At 69.7% G+C, this 21,249-nt stretch carries 20 protein-coding genes and 1 pseudogene; 15 read left to right on the forward strand and 6 right to left on the reverse strand.

The window, feature by feature from the left end:
• Positions 1 to 12: 12 nt before the first annotated feature.
• From MKL20_RS04550 to MKL20_RS04565, 4 genes are all read right to left on the reverse strand, one after another.
• Entirely contained in the window at positions 13 to 972 is a 960-nt protein-coding gene (locus tag MKL20_RS04550; protein ID WP_244035683.1) for a helix-turn-helix domain-containing protein, read from the reverse strand.
• Positions 973 to 1,315: 343 nt separating this feature from the next.
• Positions 1,316 to 2,275 carry a helix-turn-helix domain-containing protein gene (locus MKL20_RS04555; RefSeq protein ID WP_244035684.1) on the reverse strand — a complete coding sequence of 320 codons (960 nt, stop codon included), beginning with the start codon at positions 2,273 to 2,275 and terminating at the stop codon, positions 1,316 to 1,318.
• Between the two features lie 188 nt (positions 2,276 to 2,463).
• Positions 2,464 to 3,423, reverse strand: coding sequence for a helix-turn-helix domain-containing protein (locus MKL20_RS04560; RefSeq protein WP_244035685.1), 960 nt, complete (start codon positions 3,421 to 3,423; stop codon positions 2,464 to 2,466).
• Positions 3,424 to 3,516: 93 nt separating this feature from the next.
• On the reverse strand, positions 3,517 to 4,473 hold the full coding sequence (locus MKL20_RS04565; RefSeq protein WP_244035686.1) for a helix-turn-helix domain-containing protein: 957 nt from the start codon (positions 4,471 to 4,473) through the stop codon (positions 3,517 to 3,519).
• Positions 4,474 to 4,725: 252 nt separating this feature from the next.
• Here MKL20_RS04565 and MKL20_RS04570 point away from each other — a divergent pair, with 252 nt between their 5' ends.
• Positions 4,726 to 5,139, forward strand: coding sequence for a MucR family transcriptional regulator (locus MKL20_RS04570; protein WP_243961382.1), 414 nt, complete (start codon positions 4,726 to 4,728; stop codon positions 5,137 to 5,139).
• A 15-nt stretch (positions 5,140 to 5,154) separates the two neighbouring features.
• Positions 5,155 to 5,382 (forward strand): hypothetical protein, encoded by a 228-nt coding sequence (locus MKL20_RS04575; protein WP_244035687.1) that lies wholly within the window; start codon positions 5,155 to 5,157, stop codon positions 5,380 to 5,382.
• 106 nt (positions 5,383 to 5,488) lie between these two features.
• Here the strand turns inward: MKL20_RS04575 and MKL20_RS04580 are convergent, their stop codons facing one another.
• Positions 5,489 to 7,117, reverse strand: a complete 1,629-nt coding sequence (locus MKL20_RS04580) for an inorganic phosphate transporter (protein WP_244035688.1) — start codon at positions 7,115 to 7,117, stop codon at positions 5,489 to 5,491.
• 529 nt (positions 7,118 to 7,646) lie between these two features.
• Here MKL20_RS04580 and MKL20_RS04585 point away from each other — a divergent pair.
• The 10 genes and pseudogenes from MKL20_RS04585 (at position 7,647) to phnE (MKL20_RS04630) (ending at position 18,181) form a co-directional block, all read left to right on the forward strand.
• Complete coding sequence (locus tag MKL20_RS04585) at positions 7,647 to 9,932, forward strand: phosphatase PAP2 family protein (RefSeq protein WP_244035689.1); 2,286 nt, start codon at positions 7,647 to 7,649, stop codon at positions 9,930 to 9,932.
• Between the two features lie 12 nt (positions 9,933 to 9,944).
• Positions 9,945 to 10,817: pseudogene (locus MKL20_RS04590) on the forward strand (autotransporter outer membrane beta-barrel domain-containing protein); the annotation flags it as partial.
• A gap of 133 nt (positions 10,818 to 10,950) precedes the next feature.
• Positions 10,951 to 12,099: a ceramide glucosyltransferase gene (locus MKL20_RS04595; protein WP_244035690.1), complete on the forward strand. Its 1,149-nt coding sequence runs from the start codon at positions 10,951 to 10,953 to the stop codon at positions 12,097 to 12,099.
• Between the two features lie 25 nt (positions 12,100 to 12,124).
• Positions 12,125 to 12,811: a DUF1045 domain-containing protein gene (locus MKL20_RS04600; RefSeq protein WP_244035691.1), complete on the forward strand. Its 687-nt coding sequence runs from the start codon at positions 12,125 to 12,127 to the stop codon at positions 12,809 to 12,811.
• Positions 12,804 to 13,436 (forward strand): DapH/DapD/GlmU-related protein, encoded by a 633-nt coding sequence (locus MKL20_RS04605; RefSeq protein ID WP_244035692.1) that lies wholly within the window; start codon positions 12,804 to 12,806, stop codon positions 13,434 to 13,436. Before MKL20_RS04600 ends, MKL20_RS04605 begins: the two co-directional genes overlap by 8 nt.
• A gap of 122 nt (positions 13,437 to 13,558) precedes the next feature.
• A complete protein-coding gene (phnC, locus tag MKL20_RS04610) occupies positions 13,559 to 14,407 on the forward strand; it encodes a phosphonate ABC transporter ATP-binding protein (protein ID WP_244035693.1) in 849 nt (282 codons plus the stop codon).
• A 47-nt stretch (positions 14,408 to 14,454) separates the two neighbouring features.
• A complete protein-coding gene (gene phnD / locus MKL20_RS04615) occupies positions 14,455 to 15,375 on the forward strand; it encodes a phosphonate ABC transporter substrate-binding protein (RefSeq protein ID WP_244035694.1) in 921 nt (306 codons plus the stop codon).
• Between the two features lie 103 nt (positions 15,376 to 15,478).
• On the forward strand, positions 15,479 to 16,408 hold the full coding sequence (phnD, locus tag MKL20_RS04620) for a phosphonate ABC transporter substrate-binding protein (RefSeq protein ID WP_244035695.1): 930 nt from the start codon (positions 15,479 to 15,481) through the stop codon (positions 16,406 to 16,408).
• A gap of 25 nt (positions 16,409 to 16,433) precedes the next feature.
• The gene (gene phnE / locus MKL20_RS04625; protein ID WP_244035696.1) at positions 16,434 to 17,315 is read left to right on the forward strand and encodes a phosphonate ABC transporter, permease protein PhnE; all 882 of its coding nucleotides are present in this window, start codon (positions 16,434 to 16,436) and stop codon (positions 17,313 to 17,315) included.
• Entirely contained in the window at positions 17,312 to 18,181 is an 870-nt protein-coding gene (gene phnE, locus MKL20_RS04630; protein ID WP_244035697.1) for a phosphonate ABC transporter, permease protein PhnE, read from the forward strand. Before phnE (MKL20_RS04625) ends, phnE (MKL20_RS04630) begins: the two co-directional genes overlap by 4 nt.
• Before the next feature lie 6 nt (positions 18,182 to 18,187).
• Here the strand turns inward: phnE (MKL20_RS04630) and phnF are convergent, their stop codons facing one another.
• Positions 18,188 to 18,931, reverse strand: a complete 744-nt coding sequence (gene phnF, locus MKL20_RS04635) for a phosphonate metabolism transcriptional regulator PhnF (RefSeq protein WP_244035698.1) — start codon at positions 18,929 to 18,931, stop codon at positions 18,188 to 18,190.
• Positions 18,932 to 19,010: 79 nt separating this feature from the next.
• Here phnF and phnG point away from each other — a divergent pair, with 79 nt between their 5' ends.
• Genes phnG through MKL20_RS04650 form a run of 3 tightly spaced genes read left to right on the forward strand, consistent with a single transcriptional unit; the run spans position 19,011 to position 21,172 of the window.
• Positions 19,011 to 19,478: a phosphonate C-P lyase system protein PhnG gene (phnG, locus tag MKL20_RS04640; RefSeq protein ID WP_244035699.1), complete on the forward strand. Its 468-nt coding sequence runs from the start codon at positions 19,011 to 19,013 to the stop codon at positions 19,476 to 19,478.
• Between the two features lie 2 nt (positions 19,479 to 19,480).
• The gene (gene phnH / locus MKL20_RS04645; RefSeq protein ID WP_244035700.1) at positions 19,481 to 20,068 is read left to right on the forward strand and encodes a phosphonate C-P lyase system protein PhnH; all 588 of its coding nucleotides are present in this window, start codon (positions 19,481 to 19,483) and stop codon (positions 20,066 to 20,068) included.
• Between the two features lie 3 nt (positions 20,069 to 20,071).
• Positions 20,072 to 21,172: a carbon-phosphorus lyase complex subunit PhnI gene (locus tag MKL20_RS04650; RefSeq protein WP_244035701.1), complete on the forward strand. Its 1,101-nt coding sequence runs from the start codon at positions 20,072 to 20,074 to the stop codon at positions 21,170 to 21,172.
• Positions 21,173 to 21,249: the final 77 nt, after the last annotated feature.

Raw genomic sequence — 21,249 nt, forward strand, 5'->3', positions numbered from 1 at the left:
TGCGGCGGACCGCTATCGCCCGCCCAGCCCCACGGCGTGCCGGAACTCGCTGGGTGCCAGGCCGAACCGGTCCTTGAATCGGCGGGAGAACTGGGCGCGGTTGCTGAAGCCGCAGCCGCCGGCCAGGGTGCCGAGCGTCAGGTGGGTGCAGGCCGGGTCGGCCAGGCGATCGGCCGCCACCTCCAGCCGGCGCTGCCAGATCCAGTCGGAGACCTGCTGGTCGCGCTCCTCGAAGAGTTCTTCCAGCCGACGCAGCGATACGCCGACGGCCGCCGCGAGGTGCCGCGGGTCCAGATTCGGGTCGCCGAGGTTGGCCTCGATATGCGCCTTGGCCCGCTGGACCAGGACGGAGCCGCTGAGCGGAAGCGGCACGTCCTGGGCCATCCGCTCGGCGATGCTGGCCACGATCAGGTCCACGCCGATCGACCCCATGCGGGCGACCGTCACAGGGTCGAGCTGGTGATGCATGCGGGTCAGCTCCTCGAAGAAGCTCGTCGCCAGGATCGCGGTGGCAAGGTCCGCCCCTATGGTCAGGGCCGCGTAGCGCCGGGCCGGCCCGAGCACGCTCTCCAGGCGTTCGCGGGGCATCTTCAGGTACAGGGACCGATTGCCTGGGCTCGTCGTCATCACGGTCGGCTGATGTTCGATCACCACCAGGTCGCCCTGCCGTTGGGTCGATGCTCGATCTCGCTGATGCACCGTCCTCTCGCCGGCGAGGGTGAAGCCCACGCTGATGCAGCCCTCGTCACCCAGACGGCGGATGGCGCTCGGCGTCGCCTCGCTGCGCAGAGGGCCCTCCGAGACCCGGGTCATCGTGAGGGGGCCCAGCGTGGCGATCTCCAGCTTGGCCTCGAAGGGAGCGGCGTCGAGTTGCTTTTGCTCGAGCGGCAGACGTTGCTCCTCCAGCAACTCCAGCCATCGATTGAATCTCGTATGAATAGGAAGTTTTTCGGATAGAAACAATAATTTCATACATATAATTCCGTTTTCGCCAATCGGTTTTGCGGGATGAATTTGCGATGCGCTTCCGCAGTATGATCTCAGGCCATCGATTGTCTATCGAGATCTTTTGGAGCAAAAACAAAATATTTGCGCGGGGACGGGGTGCCTTTATCTAGATGTTGCTGCAATCGTATATCAAAACTGCGCCGGCTTAGGCAAATACGGCACCCCATTGCGCCTGCGGCCCCCTGTCTCTCAGGTGGGCCTGGCAGTCCGGCTTTCGCTCTGCCTGGCATGCAGGCGCGGCGGATGCATGGGAGCGGGCGTCCCGCTTTCGGCACCGGGTTTGGCACCATCAGGCCGCAGCACACCCCTACGCGGTGCTCAGGAAGGCCGCGTGTCGGTACTCGCTGGGCGGCATGCCGTAGCGTTCTTTGAAGCGGCGGGCGAAGTGGGCCTGGCTGGCGAAACCGCAGCCGAAAGCCACGGCACCGATCTGCACATGGGTGCCGCTCGGGTCGGCCAGCCGTTTGGCGGCCGCCTCCAGCCGACGCTGCCAGATCCAGTCGGAGATGTGCTGGCCGCGCTCGTGGAACAACTCCTGGAGCCGGCGCAGCGACACACCGACCGCGGCCGCGAGCTGCGGCGGGTCGAGGGTCGGGTCGCCGAGATTGGCCTCGACGAACGCCTTCGCCCGCTGGACCACGACGGTGCCGTGCAGCGGCCGCGGGATCTCCCGGGCCAGGCGCTCGGCGATGCTGGCCACGATCAGGTCGATTCCGATCGATGCCATGCGGACGGCCGAATCGGGAGTGAGCTTATGGCCAAGGCTGATCAACTCGTTGATGAAGGTCGTCGCCAAGGCGGTGGATGCGAGATCCGCCCCGGCCGGGAGCGCCGTGTAGAGCTGGATCGGGCCCAGTACGCTTTCGAAGCGCTCGCGGGGCAGTTCCAGAAACATGGCTTGGGCACCTGCGCTCGTCGTCAGCACGGCTGGCCGGTGGTCCAGGATGTAGAGATCGCCGGCCCTCACCGAAGCGTCTCGACCGTCCTGGAAGCTGCTCGATGTGCCCGCGAGTTTGAAGGTCGCGGTGACCATTCCCTCACGCCCCTGAACCGAGGCTGCGGGTTTCCGGATCTCGGTGCGCAGGGCGCTTTGCGACAAGCGCTTTATATGGAGCGCGCCGACCGTGCCACTCTCCACTTTGGCTGTGAATGGCGCATCATCGAGCTGCCGCAGGTTGACGTTCGAGCCCTCCGCGTCGAGCGCGTCACGCCAGCGCTTGAAGCTGTCCCGGGGATGCAGCCCTCCGGTCGAAAACACTGTTTGCATGGGTCGCCTTCTGGCCGCTCCATGGCCGCGATGGGATCTCGCGGGTCCAGACAAGTCCGGGTGTTCGTGACGGGGTGTTTCGGGTCGCTAAGATGCCGGCTGCTCCGGCGATCGGGTCCATGCCGAGACCGAACATCCTCGTCTTGACGCGCTGTCCGCCGAACGAGATCGATTTCGGCGGACAGCGCTCAGGCCGCCCCCATGAGAGCTGCGATCCGGTACTCCCGCGGGGACATGCCGTGCCGCTCCTTGAAGCGGCGCGAGAAGTGCGCCTGGCTGGCGAAGCCGCAGCCGAAAGCCACGGCGCCGATCTGCATATGAACGCCGGTCGGATCGGCCAGACGCTTGGCGGCGGTTTCGAGCCGGCGCTGCCAGATCCAATCGGAGATGTGCTGGCCGCGCTCGTGGAACAATTCCTGGAGCCGGCGCAGCGACACGCCGACCGCGGCCGCGAGCTGGGGCGGGTCGAGGGTCGGGTCGCCGAGATTGGCCTCGACGAACGCCTTCGCCCGCTGGACCACGACGGTGCCGTGCAAGGGCTGCGGCACCTCCTTGGCCATCCGCTCGGCGATGCAGGCTACGATCAGGTCCACGCCGATCGTCGCCATCCGTTCCGCCGCGTCGGGGTCGAGCCGGTGGCGCACCTGGATCAACTCGCGGAAGAAGGTCGAGGCCAGGCTGCTCGAGGCCAGGTCCGCGCCCATCGACAGCGCCGTATAGAGCCGGGTCGGACCGAGCATGCTCTCCAGGCGCTCGCGCGGCAGTTCCAGGAACAGGGACTGGCTGCCCGGGCCCGTCGTCACCACGGCCGGCCGATGATCGAGCACGACGATGTCGCCGGGCCGCTGCACGGAGTCCCGGCCGTCCTGAAGGCAGGACGACGCGCCGGCGAGCTTGAACAGCACGACGGCCATACCCGCCCTGTCGTGCTGGCGCGCGGCCTGGGGCGTCGTTTCGCTGCGCAGGGCGCCCTGCGTGACGCGGGACATATGGAGGGAGCCGACACTGGCGACCTCCATCTTGCCGGCGAACGGCCTGTCGTCGAGCCGCTCCATCTTGATCGGCACGAGCCGCTCGAACAGCACGTCCCGCCAGATCTGGAAGCTGTTCTTCGGGTGGAGGCCGTCGGTCGAAAAAACGGGCTGCACGGGTCCTGTTCCCTGGGGATGCCGGGTGGCGCGGTGGCCTGGATCTCTCGGCGCCGAAGCGGATGCCGGTTCGGCGTCGGCGAGCGTTTCAAATCAAAGACTTACAAGCGCGGCATGGCGATACTCGCGGGGCGTACTGCCGTAGCGCTCTTTGAAGCGGCGGGAGAAATGGGCCTGGCTGGCGAAGCCGCAGCCGAAGGCCACGGCGCCGATCGGCTGGTGGGCGCAGCCCGGGTCGGCCAGCCGCTTGGCCGCGACCTCCAGCCGGCGCTGCCAGATCCAGTCGGAAATGTGCTGGCCGCGCTCGTGGAACAATTCCTGGAGCCGGCGCAGCGACACGCCGACGGCCCCGGCGAGGTACGGCGGATCGAGGGTCGGGTCGCCGAGATGGGCCTCGACGAACGCCTTTGCCCGTTGGACCACGACGGTGCCGTGAAGCGGTCGGGATACCTCTTGGGCCAGCCGCTCCGCGATGCTGGCCACGATCAGGTCGACGCCGACCGACGCCATGCGGGCTGCGGAATCGGGATCGAGCCGGTCACGCACGCGGACCAAGTCGTGGAAGAATTTGACTGTCAGCGCCGCGGAGGCGACGTCCCCGCCCATCGTCAGGGACGTGTAGAGCTTCGTGGAGCCGAGCACGCTCTCAAGCCGCTCCCGGGGCAGTTCGAGGAACAGGGACTGGCTGCCCGTGGTCGACTCGTGCGCGGCCGGGCGATGGTCCACCACCACGAAATCGCCGCGCCGCTGCACCGAGCTCCGGTCATCCTGGCTGCGCGTCGATACGCCCGCGAGCTTGAAGATCACCACGGCGGTGCCGTCCTTGCCGTTGCGCTGGATCAGCGCGCGCGTCGCCTCGCTGCGGACGGCGCCGTGCGAGACGCGGGTCAGCAGGAGGGGACCGACGCTGGCGGCCTCCAGCTTGGCGGCGAAGGGGCCGTCGTCGAGGCGCGCTTGCTCCAGGGGCACGCCCCGGCCGACCAGCGTCTCCCGCCAGCGCCGAAAGCTGTGCTGCGGGTTAACCCCCTCGGTCGAAAACAGTGCTTCCATAAGTAAATTTTTTCATCGACCGGCATTCCGCGCGACCGGGACAACGGATCCGCGTCTTCAGACAAGCGCTGCCGGACACATATTGTATATTGTTTCCAGCCTCAAGGGATGCATTTGAGCAACTTGAGGTTTCCGTCGCAACTCACCGCCGGTGAGACGCACTGCGGATCCCGATCACTGGGGCGGACCTTCGGGCCGTCGATCGGCGACCGTGGGGTATTGGCAACGACCTATTGAACAGCGGCATCTGACATGATCAACCGACCCGAACCCCGCTCCTCCTTCCTGCTCGAGAAAGTCGGCGCCATCGTCGCTGCCTATGTGTCGCGGAATCCCGTGGGGGCGGGTGACCTGCCGGTGCTGATCGACCAGGTTCACGCGGCGATCGCGGTGCTTCAGAAGAACCCCGCCGGTTCCGCCGCGGGCTGGACCGGCCCGTCCGCCACGCAGATCGAAGCCTCGATCACCCAGGACGGCCTGATCAGCTTCATCGACGGCCGGTCCTACAAGACGCTCAAGCGCCACCTCACCGCCAACGGCCTGACGCCCGAGCGCTACCGGACCAAGTTCGGCCTGCCCGCCGACTATCCGATGGTCGCCCCCGGCTACGCCGCCCGGCGCTCGGAAATCGCCCGGGCGATCCAGCTCGGCCATCAGGTGGGTTGAGCAATGGCGCAGGTCATGACCCCGCCGGTTCACGGGCTTGCCGAGGCGGATCGCTCCGTGGCGCTTCTGGACCGCATCGCCGACACGCTGCGCCTGCCGGTCGCCGCGTTTTTTCCCGACGAAATCGAACCGGGCGAGACCGTCGCCCAGGCGGCGGACCTCGTGACGGCCTTCATGGCGATCGAGACCGTCGCCGCGCGTCGCACCTGCCTGGCCTACGTGCGCGCCATGGCGCGCCCATAGGTCCCGACAAGCTGGGACCGAAAACGACAGGGCCGCTTCCGCCGATCGCGGAAACGGCCCTGCCTGTTGTCCGAACGTCCGCCCGTGCGTCGCGGGCCTGACCGCGTCAGAAGACGTGGCGCAGGAGGAAGAACAACCCCGCCGCCAGGGTGATGGCCGCCGGCAGGGTCAGCACCCAGGCGAGCGCCATGTTGCGTACCGTGGCCATCTGCAGGCCGGAGCCGTTGGCCGCCATCGTCCCGGCCACGCCCGACGACAGGATATGGGTGGTCGAGACCGGCAGGCCGTAGAGCTCGGCCAGCCCGATCGTGCCCGCGGCCACGATCTCGGCCGACGCGCCCTGGGCATAGGTGAGGTGGGTCTTGCCGATCCGCTCGCCCACCGTCACGACGATGCGCTTCCAGCCGACCATGGTGCCGAGCCCGAGCGCCAGCGCGACGCAGACCTTCACCCAGCCCGGGATGTAGCGGGTGCCGCTGTTGAGCAGCCCGGTGTAGCTCTTCAGGGTCGCCTTGTCGGCCTCCGAGAAGTCCGCCCCCGCGTTCGGCAGCAGCCGCACCGCGTCGGCGGTGAGGTACATGTCGCTGCGCAGGTTCTCGGTCTGGGCGGCCGGCACGGTTCGGATCGCGCCGTAATTCTTCACGCTGGCGGCGATGTCGGTCGCCAGCGCGGAGAGCGCGGCGTAGACCGGCGGCTGGTTCAGAGCCTTGCCCTTCAGCGCGTCCGTCACCGTCCGGCGCGCCTGCGCGGCCTCCGGCTCGGGGATGCCGCCGGCGCGGGTGGCGAAGACCTGGCTCGCCGCCGCGGAGGTCTGGACGAAGGCGGGGGTCGTGTCGTCCGACATGGTCCGGTTCAGCGCGTAGGCGGTGGGCGCGGCGCCGATCAAGATCAGCATGATCAGGCCCATGCCCTTCTGGCCGTCATTGCCGCCGTGGAAGAACGATACCAGCGTGCAGGTCAGGATCAGGAGGCTGCGGATCCAGAGAGGCGGGGGCGCCTCGCCCTTGGGCGCCTCGTAGAGGTCCTTGCGCCGCACCGCGAATTTCAGGGCCAGCAGCAGCACAGCCGCGAGCACGAAGCCGCACAGGGGCGAGAACAGCAGCGCCTTGAACACGTTGAGCGCCTGGCCCCAGTCGACCCCCGCGGTGCCGTCGCCGCCGCTCATGAGCTGATTGGCGAGGCCGACGCCCAGCACCGAGCCGATCAGCGCGTGCGACGAGGAATTCGGCAGCCCAAAGGCCCAGGTCCCGAGGTTCCAGATGATGGCGGCGAGCAGCAGCGCGAAGATCATCGCATAGCCGGCCCCCGAGCCGACATGCAGGATCAGCTCCACCGGCAGCAGGGTGACGATGGCGTAGGCCACCGCGCCGGAGGACAACATGACGCCGAGGAAGTTGAAGAAGCCCGACCAGACCACCGCCACCAGCGGCGGCAGCGAGTGGGTGTAGATCACGGTCGCCACCGCGTTGGCGGTGTCGTGGAACCCGTTCACGAACTCGAAGGCGAGAGCGATCAGCAGGGCGAGACCCAGCAGCGCGAAGGCCCCGTAGGCCAGCGGCGCTTCGCCGACCGCGTTGATGTCGGTGACGAGGCTCACCACCGCGTAGCCGAGCCCGGCGACCAGGATCGCCAGGAAAGCGACGACGCCGCCCAGATGAATCCCATGATCCAGGCGCGGGCCGCCCGCGGGCCTGCCTCCCGCCACCGGCGGCGACATTACGGCGGAATCAGACATGGGCCCTCGCGGTGACTCGTCTTTGGACGCAAGGCGGGATTAAGATTGCGGGATGACAGTTCAGTGACGTTTTGCCTGCCGGATCCGAGGAAGCATTATATTCGCGCGTCTACGGCCAAGGATCCGAAGATATTAATCGGGTCGAAGTCTAGTCGGACTTCCTCAAGCCCTGGGCGGGGGTGTTTACTGATACGGCACCGCCCCGTCCGGGGGCCGAAATCTGACATCCGTCCGCGGATAGTTCGAGCCAATGATTAGGCTTCGCGGCGCGCTCGGCGCGCCGTGGAAAGGTTTTGTGGCCGGATTCCAGCCACGTCCTGAGCAACGCACAAGCAACATCCAAGACAGATTTGCGCCGGCTAAGATATAGGGCTGTTGCAGTCAGGATACACGCGATGATTCAGAGTTTTGTGAATGGATTATGACGCATTCGCGCGTGGAGATTTCGCTAAAACCCCCGGCGCAGGCCGAATGGCCGCAGGCTTGGGGGCCGGGAATGACGTTTCGCTATGGAGTCTCGATCGCGGCCTTGATAGTCGCTGCATACAGTTCGGGTGTGCAGGCGCAGACCGTCAACACGACGGCCTCGGACGTGAACGTCCTCAACCTGCTGGCGCCGTTCCTGTCGCTGAACGCGACCGCGGCCGGCCAGGCGACGCTGGGCTTGAACCTGGGGCAGACGATCGCGCTCAACAACGGCGCCGGGCTCGCGCGGCAGCAATTGGCGATCAGCGATAAGAATCTGCTGAGCTCGGCCGGCAACAACCTGTCCTCGGTCGGGCTCGGCAGTTACGGCGTCGCCGCCAACATCGCCGGCGGCCTGCCCGGCCAGACGCCGATCAACGGCATCGTTCCGCAACAAATCGTCGGCGGCCTTGGCTCGCAGCTCGGGCCGATCTACCAGCGCGGCGTCGCCCCCGGCGCCAGCGGTCCGCTCGGTAACGTCGTCAACCTGCTGGTCAACGCCAACACCTTCACGGGCAACAACCTGGGCGTCGCCAAGAACTACTTCGCCAACGGCGCGGCCAACAACCCGAGCGTGACCCCGGCCAACTACGTGGCAACGCCCGCCGTGGCGCCGGCGGGCTACAGCCTGCCCAGAGCCAACGGCCTGCCCAATACCACCAACAGCGTCTACGACCTCGGCTACGGCGTCACGAACACACAGGCAGGACAGGACGTCTATGGATCTTCCCGCCCCGTCCAGGTCGCGCCGAACCGCTTCAACGCCTTCGACCCGACGGCGCTCAACGGCATCGCCACCAACCCGTCCTTCCCGAGTGGGCACACCACCTACGCGTATACGAGCGGCTATCTGCTGGCGATGCTGGTGCCGCAGCAATACCAGAGCGCGCTGCTGCGCGCCTCCGAGTACGGCGAGAACCGCATCGTGCTCGGCGTCCACTACCCGCTCGACATCATCGGCAGCCGGGCGCTGGCGGCCTATGACCTGGCCCAAGCCTTCACCAACCCGGCCTATATCAATAATGCCGCGGTGACCGGCGTCGCGATCAACCTGCCGAACCAGTTCGTGAAGGCCCAGGCCGAACTCCAGGCCTACCTCGCCGCGCAATGCGGCAACACTGTCGCGGCCTGCGCCGGCAGCAGCGCGAATACCACCGGCAATCCCTACGTCCCGTCCGCGGCCAACCAGGCCGCCTACCAGGCCCGCCTGACCTACGGCCTGCCGACCCTGACCTTCGCCCAGGCGCCGCGCGAGGCCGCCCCCGCCGGCGGGCCCGACGCCTCGATCCTGCTCGCGCCCCTCTACGGCGGATCGACCACCGCCGCCCGCACGCTCGCGCCCAACGGCGGCCTCTACGGGCAGCTCTCGACCGACACGATCAACCAGATCGTGGTCAACACGCAGACCAACGCGCTCGCCGCCTTCTACGGCAGCCCGCTGAGCTACTGGAGCCGCATCGACCTGTATTCCGCCGCCAGCTACTTCGGCAACGTCACCGGCACCCTGCGGATGGACACCACCGACCGCCTCGGCATCGATGTCGGCATCGGCCAGGGCGGCGCGCTCTACGCCAACGGCACCATCGCCGGCACGGTCTCGGTCAATGCCGGAGGCCTGCTCGGCGGCGCGGGCTCCGTCGGCGGGATCGCGGCGCTGTCGGGCGGCACCGTCTCGCCGGGCAACTCGATCGGTACGCTGAACGTGACCGGCGCGGTCGCCTTCGCGCCGGGCTCGGTCTACCGGGTCGAGGCCAACGCCGCCGGCCAGGCCGACAGGATCGCCGCCGGCGGCGGCGCCACGCTCGCCGGCGGCACCGTGCAGGTGCTGGCGGCCTCGGGCGCCTACAGCCCGCGCACCAGCTACGCGATCCTGAATGCGGCGGGCGGCGTCTCCGGCCGGTTCGACGGCGTGACCGCCAACCTCGCCTTCCTGTCCCCGGGCCTGCGCTACCTGCCCAACGAAGTCGACCTGACGCTCACCCGCAACGACGTGCCGCTCGCCGCCAGCGCAACGGGCCGCAACGGCATCGCCGCCGCCAACGCGCTCCAGGCGGCGGGCCGCGGTCGCGCCTACGACGCCGCCCTGGCGTTCACCACGAGCGAGGCCGTCGACGGCTTCCGGGCGCTGGCCGGCGACATCCATGCCGGCACGGTCTCGGCGGCCTACGAGACCGCGTTCTTCGTGCGCGAGGCGGTGCTCGACCGGCTGCGCTGGAGCGGATCGGCCGCGAGCCTGGATTACGGCACCCTGCCGGCGGCCTACACTTCCGACCTGCCCGGCCGGGCGCCGGTGGTGGCGCATGTCCCGGCGCGGATCCTCGACCCGCAGGTGTTCGGCCTCTGGGGCTAGGGGTTCGGCGCCTTCGGCACGGCGGGCGGGGGCGGCAACGCCTTCGACCTCGACCGGCAGATCGCCGGCTTCGCGCTGGGCGCCGACATCCGGCTGCCGAGCGGGTTCAAGGTCGGCGTGGTCGGCGGCTACACCGAGGCCAACCTCGACAGCGCCGGCCGGCAGGGCGGCGGCGCCCGGCAAGGCGCCGCCAGCCCATCAGAGAGCGCGACGCTCAAGAGCGGCTTCGGCGGCGTCTATGGCGGCTACGAGTTCGGCCCGGTCTCGGTCCGGCTCGGCGCGCTCTACGCCGACACCGACACCCGCACCCGGCGCAGCGTGCTCTACGGCCTGTCGGACAGCCCGACCGGCCATGGCGGCGGCCACACCGTCCAGGGGTTCGGCGAGATTGGCTACCGCTTCACCCTGAGCGCGCCGGCCGCGCTCGTGTCGAAGGACGGCCCGGCGCTGCAGGTCGCGTCCACCTCCATCGAGCCGTTCGTGGGCGCGGCCTATATCGGCATCCGGCGGGACGGGTTCGCGGAGGCGGGCGGCGCGGCGGCTCTGGTGAGCTACGCGCGCGACTACGACCTCGGCGCGGTGACCGCGGGGGTTCGGGCGCAGACCAGCCTGGATCTGGGCCTCGGGCTTCCGGTCACGGCGCACGGCCTGCTCGGCTACCGGCGGGCGTTCGGGGACGTGGTCCCGACGGCGCTGCTGAGCTTCGGCACCGGCCCGGCCTTCCTGAGCGCGGGCGTGCCGATCGACCGGGACGCGCTGGTGGCGAGTGCGGGGCTCGACCTGCGGGTGGCGCCGAACGCGACCCTCGGCGTGGCCTATACCGGCCAGGTCGGCGCCCGGGCGCAGGACCAGGCCGTGAAGGGCAACCTCACCCTCCGGTTCTGATGGAAGCGTTGTCACACGACTGACGCTGTCCGGCCGCTAGAGCCGCGCCCGACCGGGTGCGGCTCTAAGTCTTTGATGCGACGTGTGCTGGCCGGCGAGCCGGGCCGATCACGAGCGTACACGAGGGATCCGCATGATTGACCCCACGGTGCTGGCCCTGTCCCTCGGCGCGCTCCTGGCCCTGGTCCAGATCGCCAGCATCGCGATCGCGGGCCGGCGTATCGGCAAGGTCCACGGCGCGTCCACCTTCCCGGCCGGCGCCCCCGTCTCCCTGGTCCGTCCGCTCCACGGGATCGAGGCGTTCAGCGACGAGATGCTGGCCCGCGGCTTCCGCCTCGCCTATCCGGCCTACGAGCTGATCTTCTGCGTGGCCGACCCGGCCGATCCGATCGTGCCGCGGGTGCAGCGCCTGATCGCCGAGCACCCGCAGGTGCCGGCCCGGCTGATCCTGGGCGACGAGCGCATCAGCGACAATCCGAAGCTCAACAACTGCCTGCGCGGCTGGCGCGCCGCCGCGCATGACTGGGTCGTGCTCGCCGATTCCAACGTCGCTATGCCGCCGGACTATCTCCAGCGATTGCAGGCCGCCTGGCGGGACGAGACCGGCCTCGTCTGCTCGACTCCGGCGGGCGCCCGGCCGGGCAGTTTCATGGCCGAGGTCGAATGCGCCTTCCTCAACACCCTGCAGGCGCGCTGGCAATACGCCGCCGAGGCGTTCGGCCTGGGCTTCGCGCAGGGCAAGAGCATGCTCTGGCACAAACCCTTCCTGGAAGCCCGGGGCGGCCTGCAGGCGCTGGCCTCTGAGATCGCCGAGGATGCCGCCGCCACCAAGCTGGTGCGCGCCGCCGGCAAGCGTGTTCACCTGGTCGCGAGCCCGTTCGAGCAGCCGCTCGGGCCGCGGGGTTTTCGCGAGGTCTGGGCGCGGCAGCTCCGCTGGGCCCGGCTGCGGCGGGTGACCTTCCCGCTGTTCTTCGCACCCGAGATCGGCAGCGGCGTCCTGCTGCCGGCGCTTCTCCTGGCGCTCTGGTCCGGCAGCCTCGCGGGGCTCGCGGGCGCTGCCGCCCTCGCGGCCCTGTGCTATCTAGCTGAAGACCGGCTCGCGGCCCGCGCGGGCTGGCATCGCGGGCCGCGCATGCTGGCCGCCTTCCTGGTGCGGGACGCCCTGATCCCGGCGATCTGGCTGGGCGCCTGGGTGCAGAGCGCCATCGTCTGGCGCGGCAACGCCATGGATGTGCGCCCGCACCGGGCGAGCATCGACCGCGCCAGCGCGCCGACGGCGTGACCGGGCGGGAGCCGGAGGTCGGGACATGACGCGCCGCTACGCCCTCTACTGGCTTCCCGCGCCCGGCTCACGCCTCGCGGCCTTCGGCAATGCCGTGCTCGGCTACGACAACGCCGTCGGCGCCCCGGTCCCGCATCCGGACGGGTTCGGCGACCTCGCCGCCGTCACGGCGGGCGCCCGGGTCTACGGTTTCCACGCGACCCTGAAGGCACCACTGCGTCTCGCGCCGGCGGCCGAGGAGGCCGACCTTCTCGCCATGGCCCGGGACCTCGCGGCCGGGCACCCGCCGGTGGCGCTCGGTTCTCTGACGGTCGCCGCACTCGGGCCGTTCCTCGCCCTGGTGCCCGAAGCCCCGCCGCAAGAACTCGGCCTGCTCGCCGCAGAATGCGTCGCCGCCCTCGACCTGCTGCGGGCACCGCTCTCGGAGGCCGAGCGCGCCAAGCGACGCCCGGAGCGCCTCGATCCCCGCGGCCGCGCGCTGCTCGCCCGCTGGGGCTACCCGTATGTCTTCGAGGCCTTCCGGTTCCACATGACGCTGACCGACGCCCTGCCGGAGCCCGACCGCGCCGCCTGGCTGCGCCGGCTGACCGACGCCTACACCGCCTCCGGGGCGGAGCCCGCGGTGATCGACGCCGTGTGTCTGCTATCCCAGGACGGGTCCGAGCCGTTCCGGCTCCTGGCGCGCCTGCCCTTCGGGGCCGCCCATGGCTGAGCAACGCCTCGGCCTCAATCCGGCGGTCGATCCGAGCGCCCGGATCGTCGAGTGCCATCTCGGCCGCTACACCGAGATCGGCGCCCGCACGCGCCTGACCGAGACCGTCCTCGACGATTATTCCTACATCGCCCAGGACGGTGAGGTGATCTACACCACTATCGGCAAGTTCTGCTCGATCGCGTCCCACGTGCGGATCAACCCGGGCAACCATCCGATGGAGCGCGCGAGCCAGGCGCACTTCACCTACCGGGCCCAGGCCTACTGGCCCGAGGAATCGGACGAGGAAGCCTTCTTCGAGCGCCGCCGGGCCAGCCCGGTGACCATCGGCCACGACGTCTGGATCGGCCACGGTGCGGTGATCCTGCCCGGCCGCACCATCGGCACCGGGGCGGTGATCGGGGCGGGGGCGATCGTCACCCGGGATGTCCCGGCCTACACGATCGTCGTCGGCAATCCGGCCCAGCCGGTGCGGCGCCGCTTTCCCGAGCCGATCGCCGAGCGCCTGGAGCGCCTCGCCTGGTGGGACTGGGACCACGAGCGCCTGCGCCGGGCGCTGCCGGATTTCCGCGCCCTCGCGGTCGAAGATTTTCTGGAGCGGTACACGAGCTGGGCCGGGACCTAAACAGAAAACGGCCGCAAAGATGTCGATGTGCTGCGCCGACTAAAGAATTTGAATCGTATTCGTCATCCAATCGTCGTGGAACGGGCGTTTAGCTGCGGCCATTCCGCAGCGGATGGTTGTTTATGCTCGTCGTCGAGGATCTCACGCGTCAGTACAGCGGTCGCCGTGCCGTGGATGGTGTCTCGTTGCAGATCGAGCGCGGCAGCTTCGTCGGCGTGATCGGCCGCTCTGGAGCCGGAAAATCGACGCTTCTGCGCCTCATCAACCGTCTCGCCGACCCGAGCTCGGGCCGCATCCTCTATGACGGGCGCGATGTCACCAGCCTGACGGGCCGGCCCTTACGGGAATGGCGCACCCGCTGCGCCATGATCTTCCAGCAGTTCAATCTGGTCGGCCGCCTCGACGTGATGACCAACGTGCTGATGGGCCGCCTCAGCCACGTGCCGACCCACCGCGCCCTGCTCCGGATGTGGTCCGACGAGGACCGGGCCATGGCGCTCGCCGCCCTGGAGAGCTTCGATATGGGCGAGTTCGCCGGCCAGCGGGCCGACGGCCTGTCGGGCGGGCAGCAGCAGCGCGTCGCCATCGCCCGGGCGCTCGTGCAGGAGCCGGAGATCCTGCTGGCCGATGAGCCGGTGGCGTCCCTGGACCCGCGCAACACCCGCTTGGTGATGGATGCCCTGGCGGCCGTGAACCGGCGCTACGGCATCACGGTCCTGTGCAACCTGCACTCCTTGGACCTCGCCCGCGCCTATTGCGACCGCCTCGTCGGGCTCGCTGCCGGCCGGGTGGTGTTCGAGGGCGGCCCGTTCGACCTCACCGAGGACGTGGCGCGCCGCCTCTACGGCCTGGAGGCCGGCGAGGTGCTGGACGATTCCGCGGAGCGCGAGGCGGAGCAGCGGGCGGCCATGCCGGGACTGCCCGGCTTCGTGCCGGCGGAGCCCATCCGCGAGGCCGCCATCGGTGCGTGAGTTGAGATGGCCGTCCCGCGGTCCGACATTGCTCTAAGGACGACCCAATGACTACCCGACGTACGGTTGTCGCCGCCGCCATTTCGCTTGCCCTGTTCGGCTGGCCGGCTGCCGCTCTCGATTGGAAGGCGCAAGTCCCCGAGCTGACCCTGGCCGTTGTCCCGGTGGAGAATGCCACCCCCACGACCGAGCGCCATGCGCCGTTGGTGGATTACTTGACCCGAAAGCTCGGCGTGCCGGTGAAACTGCGGGTCGCCAAAGATTACGCCGCCGTCATCGAGGGCCAGCGGGCCGGTGCCGTCCACATCGCGTGGTATGGACCGGCCTCCTACGCCCAAGCCGTCCTGAATGGCGTGAAGATCCAGCCGCTGGTCACGCAGAGGCACGAGAACGGCTCGACGGGCTACAACGCGGTGATCTACGTGCTGGCCACCAGCCTGTACCAGTCCGTCGAGGATCTCAAGGGCAAGACTCTCGCCCTGGTCGATCCGGACTCGACCTCGGGCAACCAGGCGCCGCGCTACTTCTTAAAGCGGGCGGGCTTCGATCTGGACAAGCATTTCGGCAAGACTTTCTTCGCCGGCAGTCACGAGAACGCGGTCGTGGCTCTGGCCGAAAGCAAGGCCGATGCGGCGGCGAATTACTGGACCTCGGATTCCGAGACGATGGTCACCCGCCTGGCCGGAAAGGGCCTGCTGAAGGCGCCGGACGGCAAGCCGATGTCGCAGTCGGATTTCCGGATTGTCTTCAAGTCGGACTTCCTGCCGTACGGGCCGTTCGCCGTGCTCGCCAGCTTGCCGATCGACCTGAAGGCAGAGATCCGAGCCGCCTTCATGGGCCTGCCGCAAGAGGACAAGGCTGCCTTCGACCGGCTCTCCGACGGGAAGGATATCGGCTTCGCGGCCGTGAAACTCGCGGACTACGAGCCGATCGTCGAGATGCTGCGATTCAATCGAGAGCAGCACTGAGCAACATGCGCCGGTGCCGCGAGGTCGGGCTTTGCCCGATCGGCGATGCCGGCGGCGGCGCCAAGCGATCCTGAAGTCTCATATCACCGAGAAGGACCACACCATGATCACCCGCCGCACCCTCGCCGCCGCTGCGGCAGCGCTCGCTCTCCTCGGCCTGCCGGCCGCCGCCCAGGAGTGGAAAGCCAAGTATCCCGAGCTGACCCTGGCGGTCATTCCGATGGAGAATGCCAGCGGCACCAACGACCGCTACGCGCCCCTGGCGAACTACCTGACCAAGACGGTCGGCGTGCCGGTGAAGCTGCGGGTCGCCAGCGACTATGCGGCGGTGATCGAGGGCCAGCGGGCCGGCAACATCCACATCGCGTTCTACGGGCCGGCCTCCTTGGCCCGCGCCGTGATGACCGGCGTGAAGATCGAGCCGCTCGTGAGCCCGCAGCACGAGACCGGCGCCGCAGGCTATTACTCGGTGATCTACACCCTCGCCTCCAGCCCCTATAAGACCGTCGAGGACCTCAAGGGCAAGAACCTCGCCCTGGTCGACCCGAACTCCACCTCCGGCAACCAGGCGCCGCGCTTCTTCCTGAAGCGGGCCGGCTTCGACGTGGACAAGCATTTCGCCAAGGTCGTCTTCGCCGGCAGCCACGAGAACGCTGTGCTGGCGCTGACCCAGGGCACCGTGGACGCCGCCGCCAACCTGTGGAACTCCGAGACCGACTCGATCGTCACCCGCATGATCACGAAGGGCATGTTGAAGAAGCCCGACGGCACGCCGATGCAGAAGTCGGACTTCCGGGTGGTGTTCAAGTCCGACTTCCTGCCGGAAGGACCCTACGCCGTGCTGGCGAGCCTGCCGGACGACCTCAAGGACAAGATCCGCCAGGCCTTCATCGACCTGCCGAAGGCGGACAAGGTGGCCTTCGACAAGCTGTCCGATGGCAAGGATCTGGGCCTCACCCCGGTGACGCTCAAGGATTACCAGCCGATCATCGACATGCTGAAGTTCAACGACGAGCAACGGAAGAAATCCTGATCGGAAGCCTGATCGGGCGCCGGCCTTGCGCGGCCTGACACCCCTGCCGCCGGAGCGGGCCGCCGCCCTCTCCGGCCTGTACGCGGCGGCGAGTGGCGCCACGCGCCGCCGCACGCTCGCGAGCTTCGCCGTGGTCGCGGTGCTGGCGCTGCTCGCAGGGCTCGCCGCCGAGGTGCGGCCGCTGATCTTCGCGGAGAATATCGGCAAGTTCACCGCTTACATCGCGCAGATCTGGCCGCCGATCGGCCTCGATCACCCGCTGGAGGATGTACGCGCCTGGTACTGGGGCCTGCCCGGCTGGCTCGCCCTGCTCGGCGAGACCCTGCTGATGGCCTATCTCGGCACCCTGCTCGGGGCGGTCGCAGGCTTCGCCCTCAGCTTCGTCGCCGCGGCGAACCTGGTGCGGTCGCCCACGGTGCGCTTCCTCGCCAAGCGCTTCCTGGAGGTGTGCCGCACGATTCCCGACGTGGTGTTCGCGCTGCTGTTCGTGATCGCCTTCGGCCTCGGCCCGATGGTCGGCGTGCTCGCCCTGGCGGTCCACACGACGGGCGCGCTCGGCAAGCTGTTCTCCGAGGTGGTCGAGAATATCGACATGCGCCCGGTCGAGGGCCTGTCGGCCTCGGGCGCCAGCTGGATCGAGACCGTGCGCTTCGGCGTGCTGCCGCAGGTCCTGTCGAACTTCGTCTCGTACGCGCTGCTGCGCTTCGAGATCAATGTGCGCGGGGCGGCGGTGCTGGGCTTCGTCGGCGCCGGCGGCATCGGGCAGGAGTTTCTGGCCGCGATCCGCAACTTCTACTACGCGGATGTCAGCGCGATCCTCGGGCTGATCATCATCACCGTCGTCTGTATCGACCTCGCCACCGAGCAGGTCCGCCACCGGCTGACCGGCGCCGAGGAGGCCCGATGAGCAGCGCTCGCTCCGAGACCCTGCGGGCGGAGGCCCGGGCCGATCTCGCCCGCCTGCGCGCCCGCTACCCGGCGCAGTTCCGGACGGATGCCGGCGCGCGGCTGCGCGTGGTGGTGATCCTCGGCGGCCTGATCGGGCTCGCCGGCTTCGGCGCCTGGCAGTTCGAGATGTCGCCGGCGCGCATCCTCTTCGGCCTCGGGCGGCTCGGCTCCTTTGCGGTGCTGATGCTGCCGCCGTCGCCCGAGGGCCATCTCGGCACCTTCCTGCACGCGTTGGGCGAGACGCTCGGCATCGCCTTCCTGGGTACCCTGACGGCGGCGATCCTGGCCTTTCCGGTGGCGCTGCTGGCCGCCCGCAACGTCGTGCCCAACCCGTTCGCGCATTTCGCCGTGCGCCGGGGCCTCGACGTGATACGCTCCGTGGACACGCTGATCTGGGCGCTGATCTGGATCAACGTCGTCGGCCTCGGCCCGTTCGCGGGCATGCTCGCCATCGCGTGCTCGGATTTCGGGGCGTTCGGCAAGCTGTTCTCGGAGGCGATCGAGACCTGCGACCGGCGGCCCGGGGAGGGCGTCGTCGCCTCGGGCGGCTCGGCCCTGCACCGCATCCGCTTCGGGCTGATCCCCGGGGTGCTGCCGGTCCTGGCGAGCCAGGTGCTGTATTTCTTCGAATCGAACACCCGCTCGGCCACGATCATCGGCATCGTCGGGGCGGGCGGCATCGGCCAGTACCTCACCGAGCTGATCCGCGTGCTGGAGCTGAAGCAGGTCGCCTTCCTGGTGCTGATGATCCTCGCCACCGTGGCGGCGATCGACTGGGTCTCGACCCGCCTGCGCCGGGCGATCATCGGGCCGGCGGCGCGCTAATCAGCGTCAACCGCCGATCACCAGCTCGACCCGGTCGGCGGCGAACAGGGTGCGGTTCGCTTGGATCGGCAGGCCCGCGGAGTCGATGTTGACGCTCGACACCACCATGACGACCCGCCCGGGGGCGATGTCGAGGCGCTCCGCCTCCTGGGCGTCGGCCGGCCGGGCGCGGATCCGCGTCGAGAGCCGGGTGTAGTCGTGGACCCCGCAGGCCGCGAACGCCCGGGTGATCGAGCCGCGCTCGGCATAGGCCGCGGCGAAGCCGGAGAAGCGCGGCAGGGGCAGCCAGGTCTGGGCGGTCGAGATCGGGGCATCGTCCGCCCGGTGGATCGTCAGCAGTTCGAGGATCGGCGCGCCGGGCTGGATCGCCAGTGCCGCCGCCTGCTTGGGGCCGGCCGGGACGGTGGCGGCGGCGAGCAGGTCGCCCCAGGCCTCGCGCCCCGCCCCGGTGACGATCTCGGAGAAGCGGGTTCGCGGGCCGATCGGATAGGCCAGCGGCGCCTCCTCGACGAAGGTGCCGCGTCCCTGGCTGGCACGCACCAGGCCGCCCTCCGCCAGGGCGGCCAGCGCCCGCCGCACCGTGTGCCGGTTGACGGCGAAGCGCGCGGCCAGCGCCGCCTCGGTCGGCATCTGCTGGCCCGGGGCGTAACGCCCGGCCGCGATGTCGGCCGTCAGCGCGTCGGCGATCTGCCGCCACGCCGTCAGCCCCTCGCCCCGGACGAGGCCGGGCGCCTGCTCCTGTGCATCCATGCTGTCATCCAAACTTCATTTGCGCCCGGCACGCTAGTTGTCTACACGACTAGACAACTGACCGACAGAGGGATTCGCGATGGCGACGAGCCCACTTCAACCGGACCCCGAGGAGATCGCGGCCCGGCAGGCCGTGATGGCGCTTTGCGCCGATGTCAGCCGAGACGACCTCGACGCCGCCCTGCGGGCCCTCGAAGCGCCCGCCGTGGAGGATCTGCGTCCGCCGGAAACCGGTCTGGTGATGGCCACGGGCCGCATCGGCGGCGACGGGCGGCCGTTCAACCTCGGTGAGGTCAGCGTGACCCGGGCGGCGATCCGGTTGCCGGACGGGGCTACCGGCTTCGCCTACCATCTCGGCCGCGACCGCACGAAGGCGCGGCTCGCCGCGACCCTCGACGCGCTCTGGCAGGATCCGGCCCGGCGCGCCCGGGTCGAAGCGGCGCTGGAACCCGCAGCCCGGCGGGCCGACGCCAACCGTCGGCAGGCGGCACGGCGCACCGCCGCCACCCGGGTCGAGTTTCTGACCGTCGCCCGCGGGGAGGATTGACCATGCTCGCACCCGGCTTCGCCGATCCGGTCCACGACGCGCAGGGCACGTTCCGCGCCGTGATGGACGCGCTCGCCCGCCCCGGCCTGCTCCAGCGGCTCGACGCCGGGCTGGAACCCCCCACGCCACTGACCCCGGAACTCGCCGCCATCGCGCTGGCGCTCACCGATGCCGACACGCCGGTCTGGCTCGATGCCGGCCTCGCGGCCGCGCCCGAGGTCGCGGCCTATCTGCGCTTCCACACCGGGGCGCCGCTCACCGACGACCCGGCCCGGGCGGCCTTCGCGCTCATCCGCGATCCGGCGCGCTGCCCGCCGCTCGCCCGGTTCGCGCAAGGCACCCCGGCCTATCCCGACACGTCGACCACCCTGGTGTTCGCCCACGACGCGATCACGAGCGGGGAGGGGCTGAACCTCGCCGGCCCCGGCATCAACGGTATGACGCGGATCGCGCTCACGCCCCTGCCGGACAGCTTCGTCGCGCAGCGCGCCGAGAACCGGGCGGGCTTCCCGCTCGGGGTCGACCTGATTCTCGCCGCCCCCGGCTTGGTGGCCGGGCTCCCGCGCTCCACCGCCGTTACGGAAAGCTGACCGATGTATGTGGCCGTGAAGGGCGGCGAGGCCGCCATCGACAATGCCCACCGGCTGCTCGCCGAAGCCCGCCGGGGCGACCCGGCCGTGCCGGAGCTCACCGTCGCGCAGATCCGCGAGCAGATGGCGCTGCTGGTCGACCGGGTGATGGCCGAGGGCTCGCTCTACGATCCCGACCTCGCCGCGCTGGCCCTCAAGCAGGCCCGCGGCGACGTGGTCGAGGCGGTCTTCCTGGTCCGCGCCTACCGGACGACGCTGCCCCGGTTCGGCGCCTCCAATCCGGTCGATACCGGCGCCATGACGGTGGCGCGCCGGGTCTCGGCGACCTTCAAGGATCTGCCGGGCGGCCAGGTGCTCGGCCCGACCTTCGACTACACCCACCGGCTGATCGACTTCGCCCTCGCCGCCGAGGGCACGGTCGAGCCCGCCGCCGAGGCCGAGCCCCGCGCGGATGCCGGCACCTGCCCGCGGGTCACCGACCTGCTGGCCCAGGACGGCCTGATCGAGCTCTCGCCCCCGGATGACGGCGCCCCCGTGGGCGACCTCACCCGGGAGCCGGTGGATTACCCGGCCGACCGGGCCCTGCGCCTCCAGGCCCTGGCCCGGGGCGACGAGGGCTTCGTCCTCGGCCTCGGCTACTCGACCCAGCGCGGTTACGGCCGCACCCACCCGTTCGTGGGCGAGATCCGGGTCGGCGAGGTGGCGGTGGCGTTCGTCCCCGAGGAGCTCGGCTTCCCGGTGCCGCTGGGCCGGATCCGGCTCACCGAGTGCCAGATGGTCAACCAGTTCAAGGGCTCGGGCGCGGCGCCGCCCCAGTTCACCCGGGGCTACGGGCTCACCTTCGGGCAGAGCGAACGCAAGGCGATGGCCATGGCCCTGGTCGACCGGGCGCTGCGGGCGGAAGAGCTCGGTGAGCCGGTGGCGAGCCCGGCCCAGGACCAGGAATTCGTGCTCGCCCATTGCGACAGCCTCCAGGCGACCGGCTTCGTCGAGCACCTGAAGCTGCCCCACTACGTCGACTTCCAGGCGGAGCTGGAACTGGTCCGGCGCCTGCGCGCCGAGTTTTTTCGAGACTCAGACAGCATGCAGGAGGCGGCCGAATGAGCGCGATAGGGATGCTTCCGCTTGAAGGCGGCGCTCCGGAAGTGGCGCAGGTCCCCTCTCCCGTTCGGGGGAGGGAC

This window comes from Methylobacterium sp. E-066 (genome assembly GCF_022829635.1).
Lineage (GTDB): Bacteria > Pseudomonadota > Alphaproteobacteria > Rhizobiales > Beijerinckiaceae > Methylobacterium.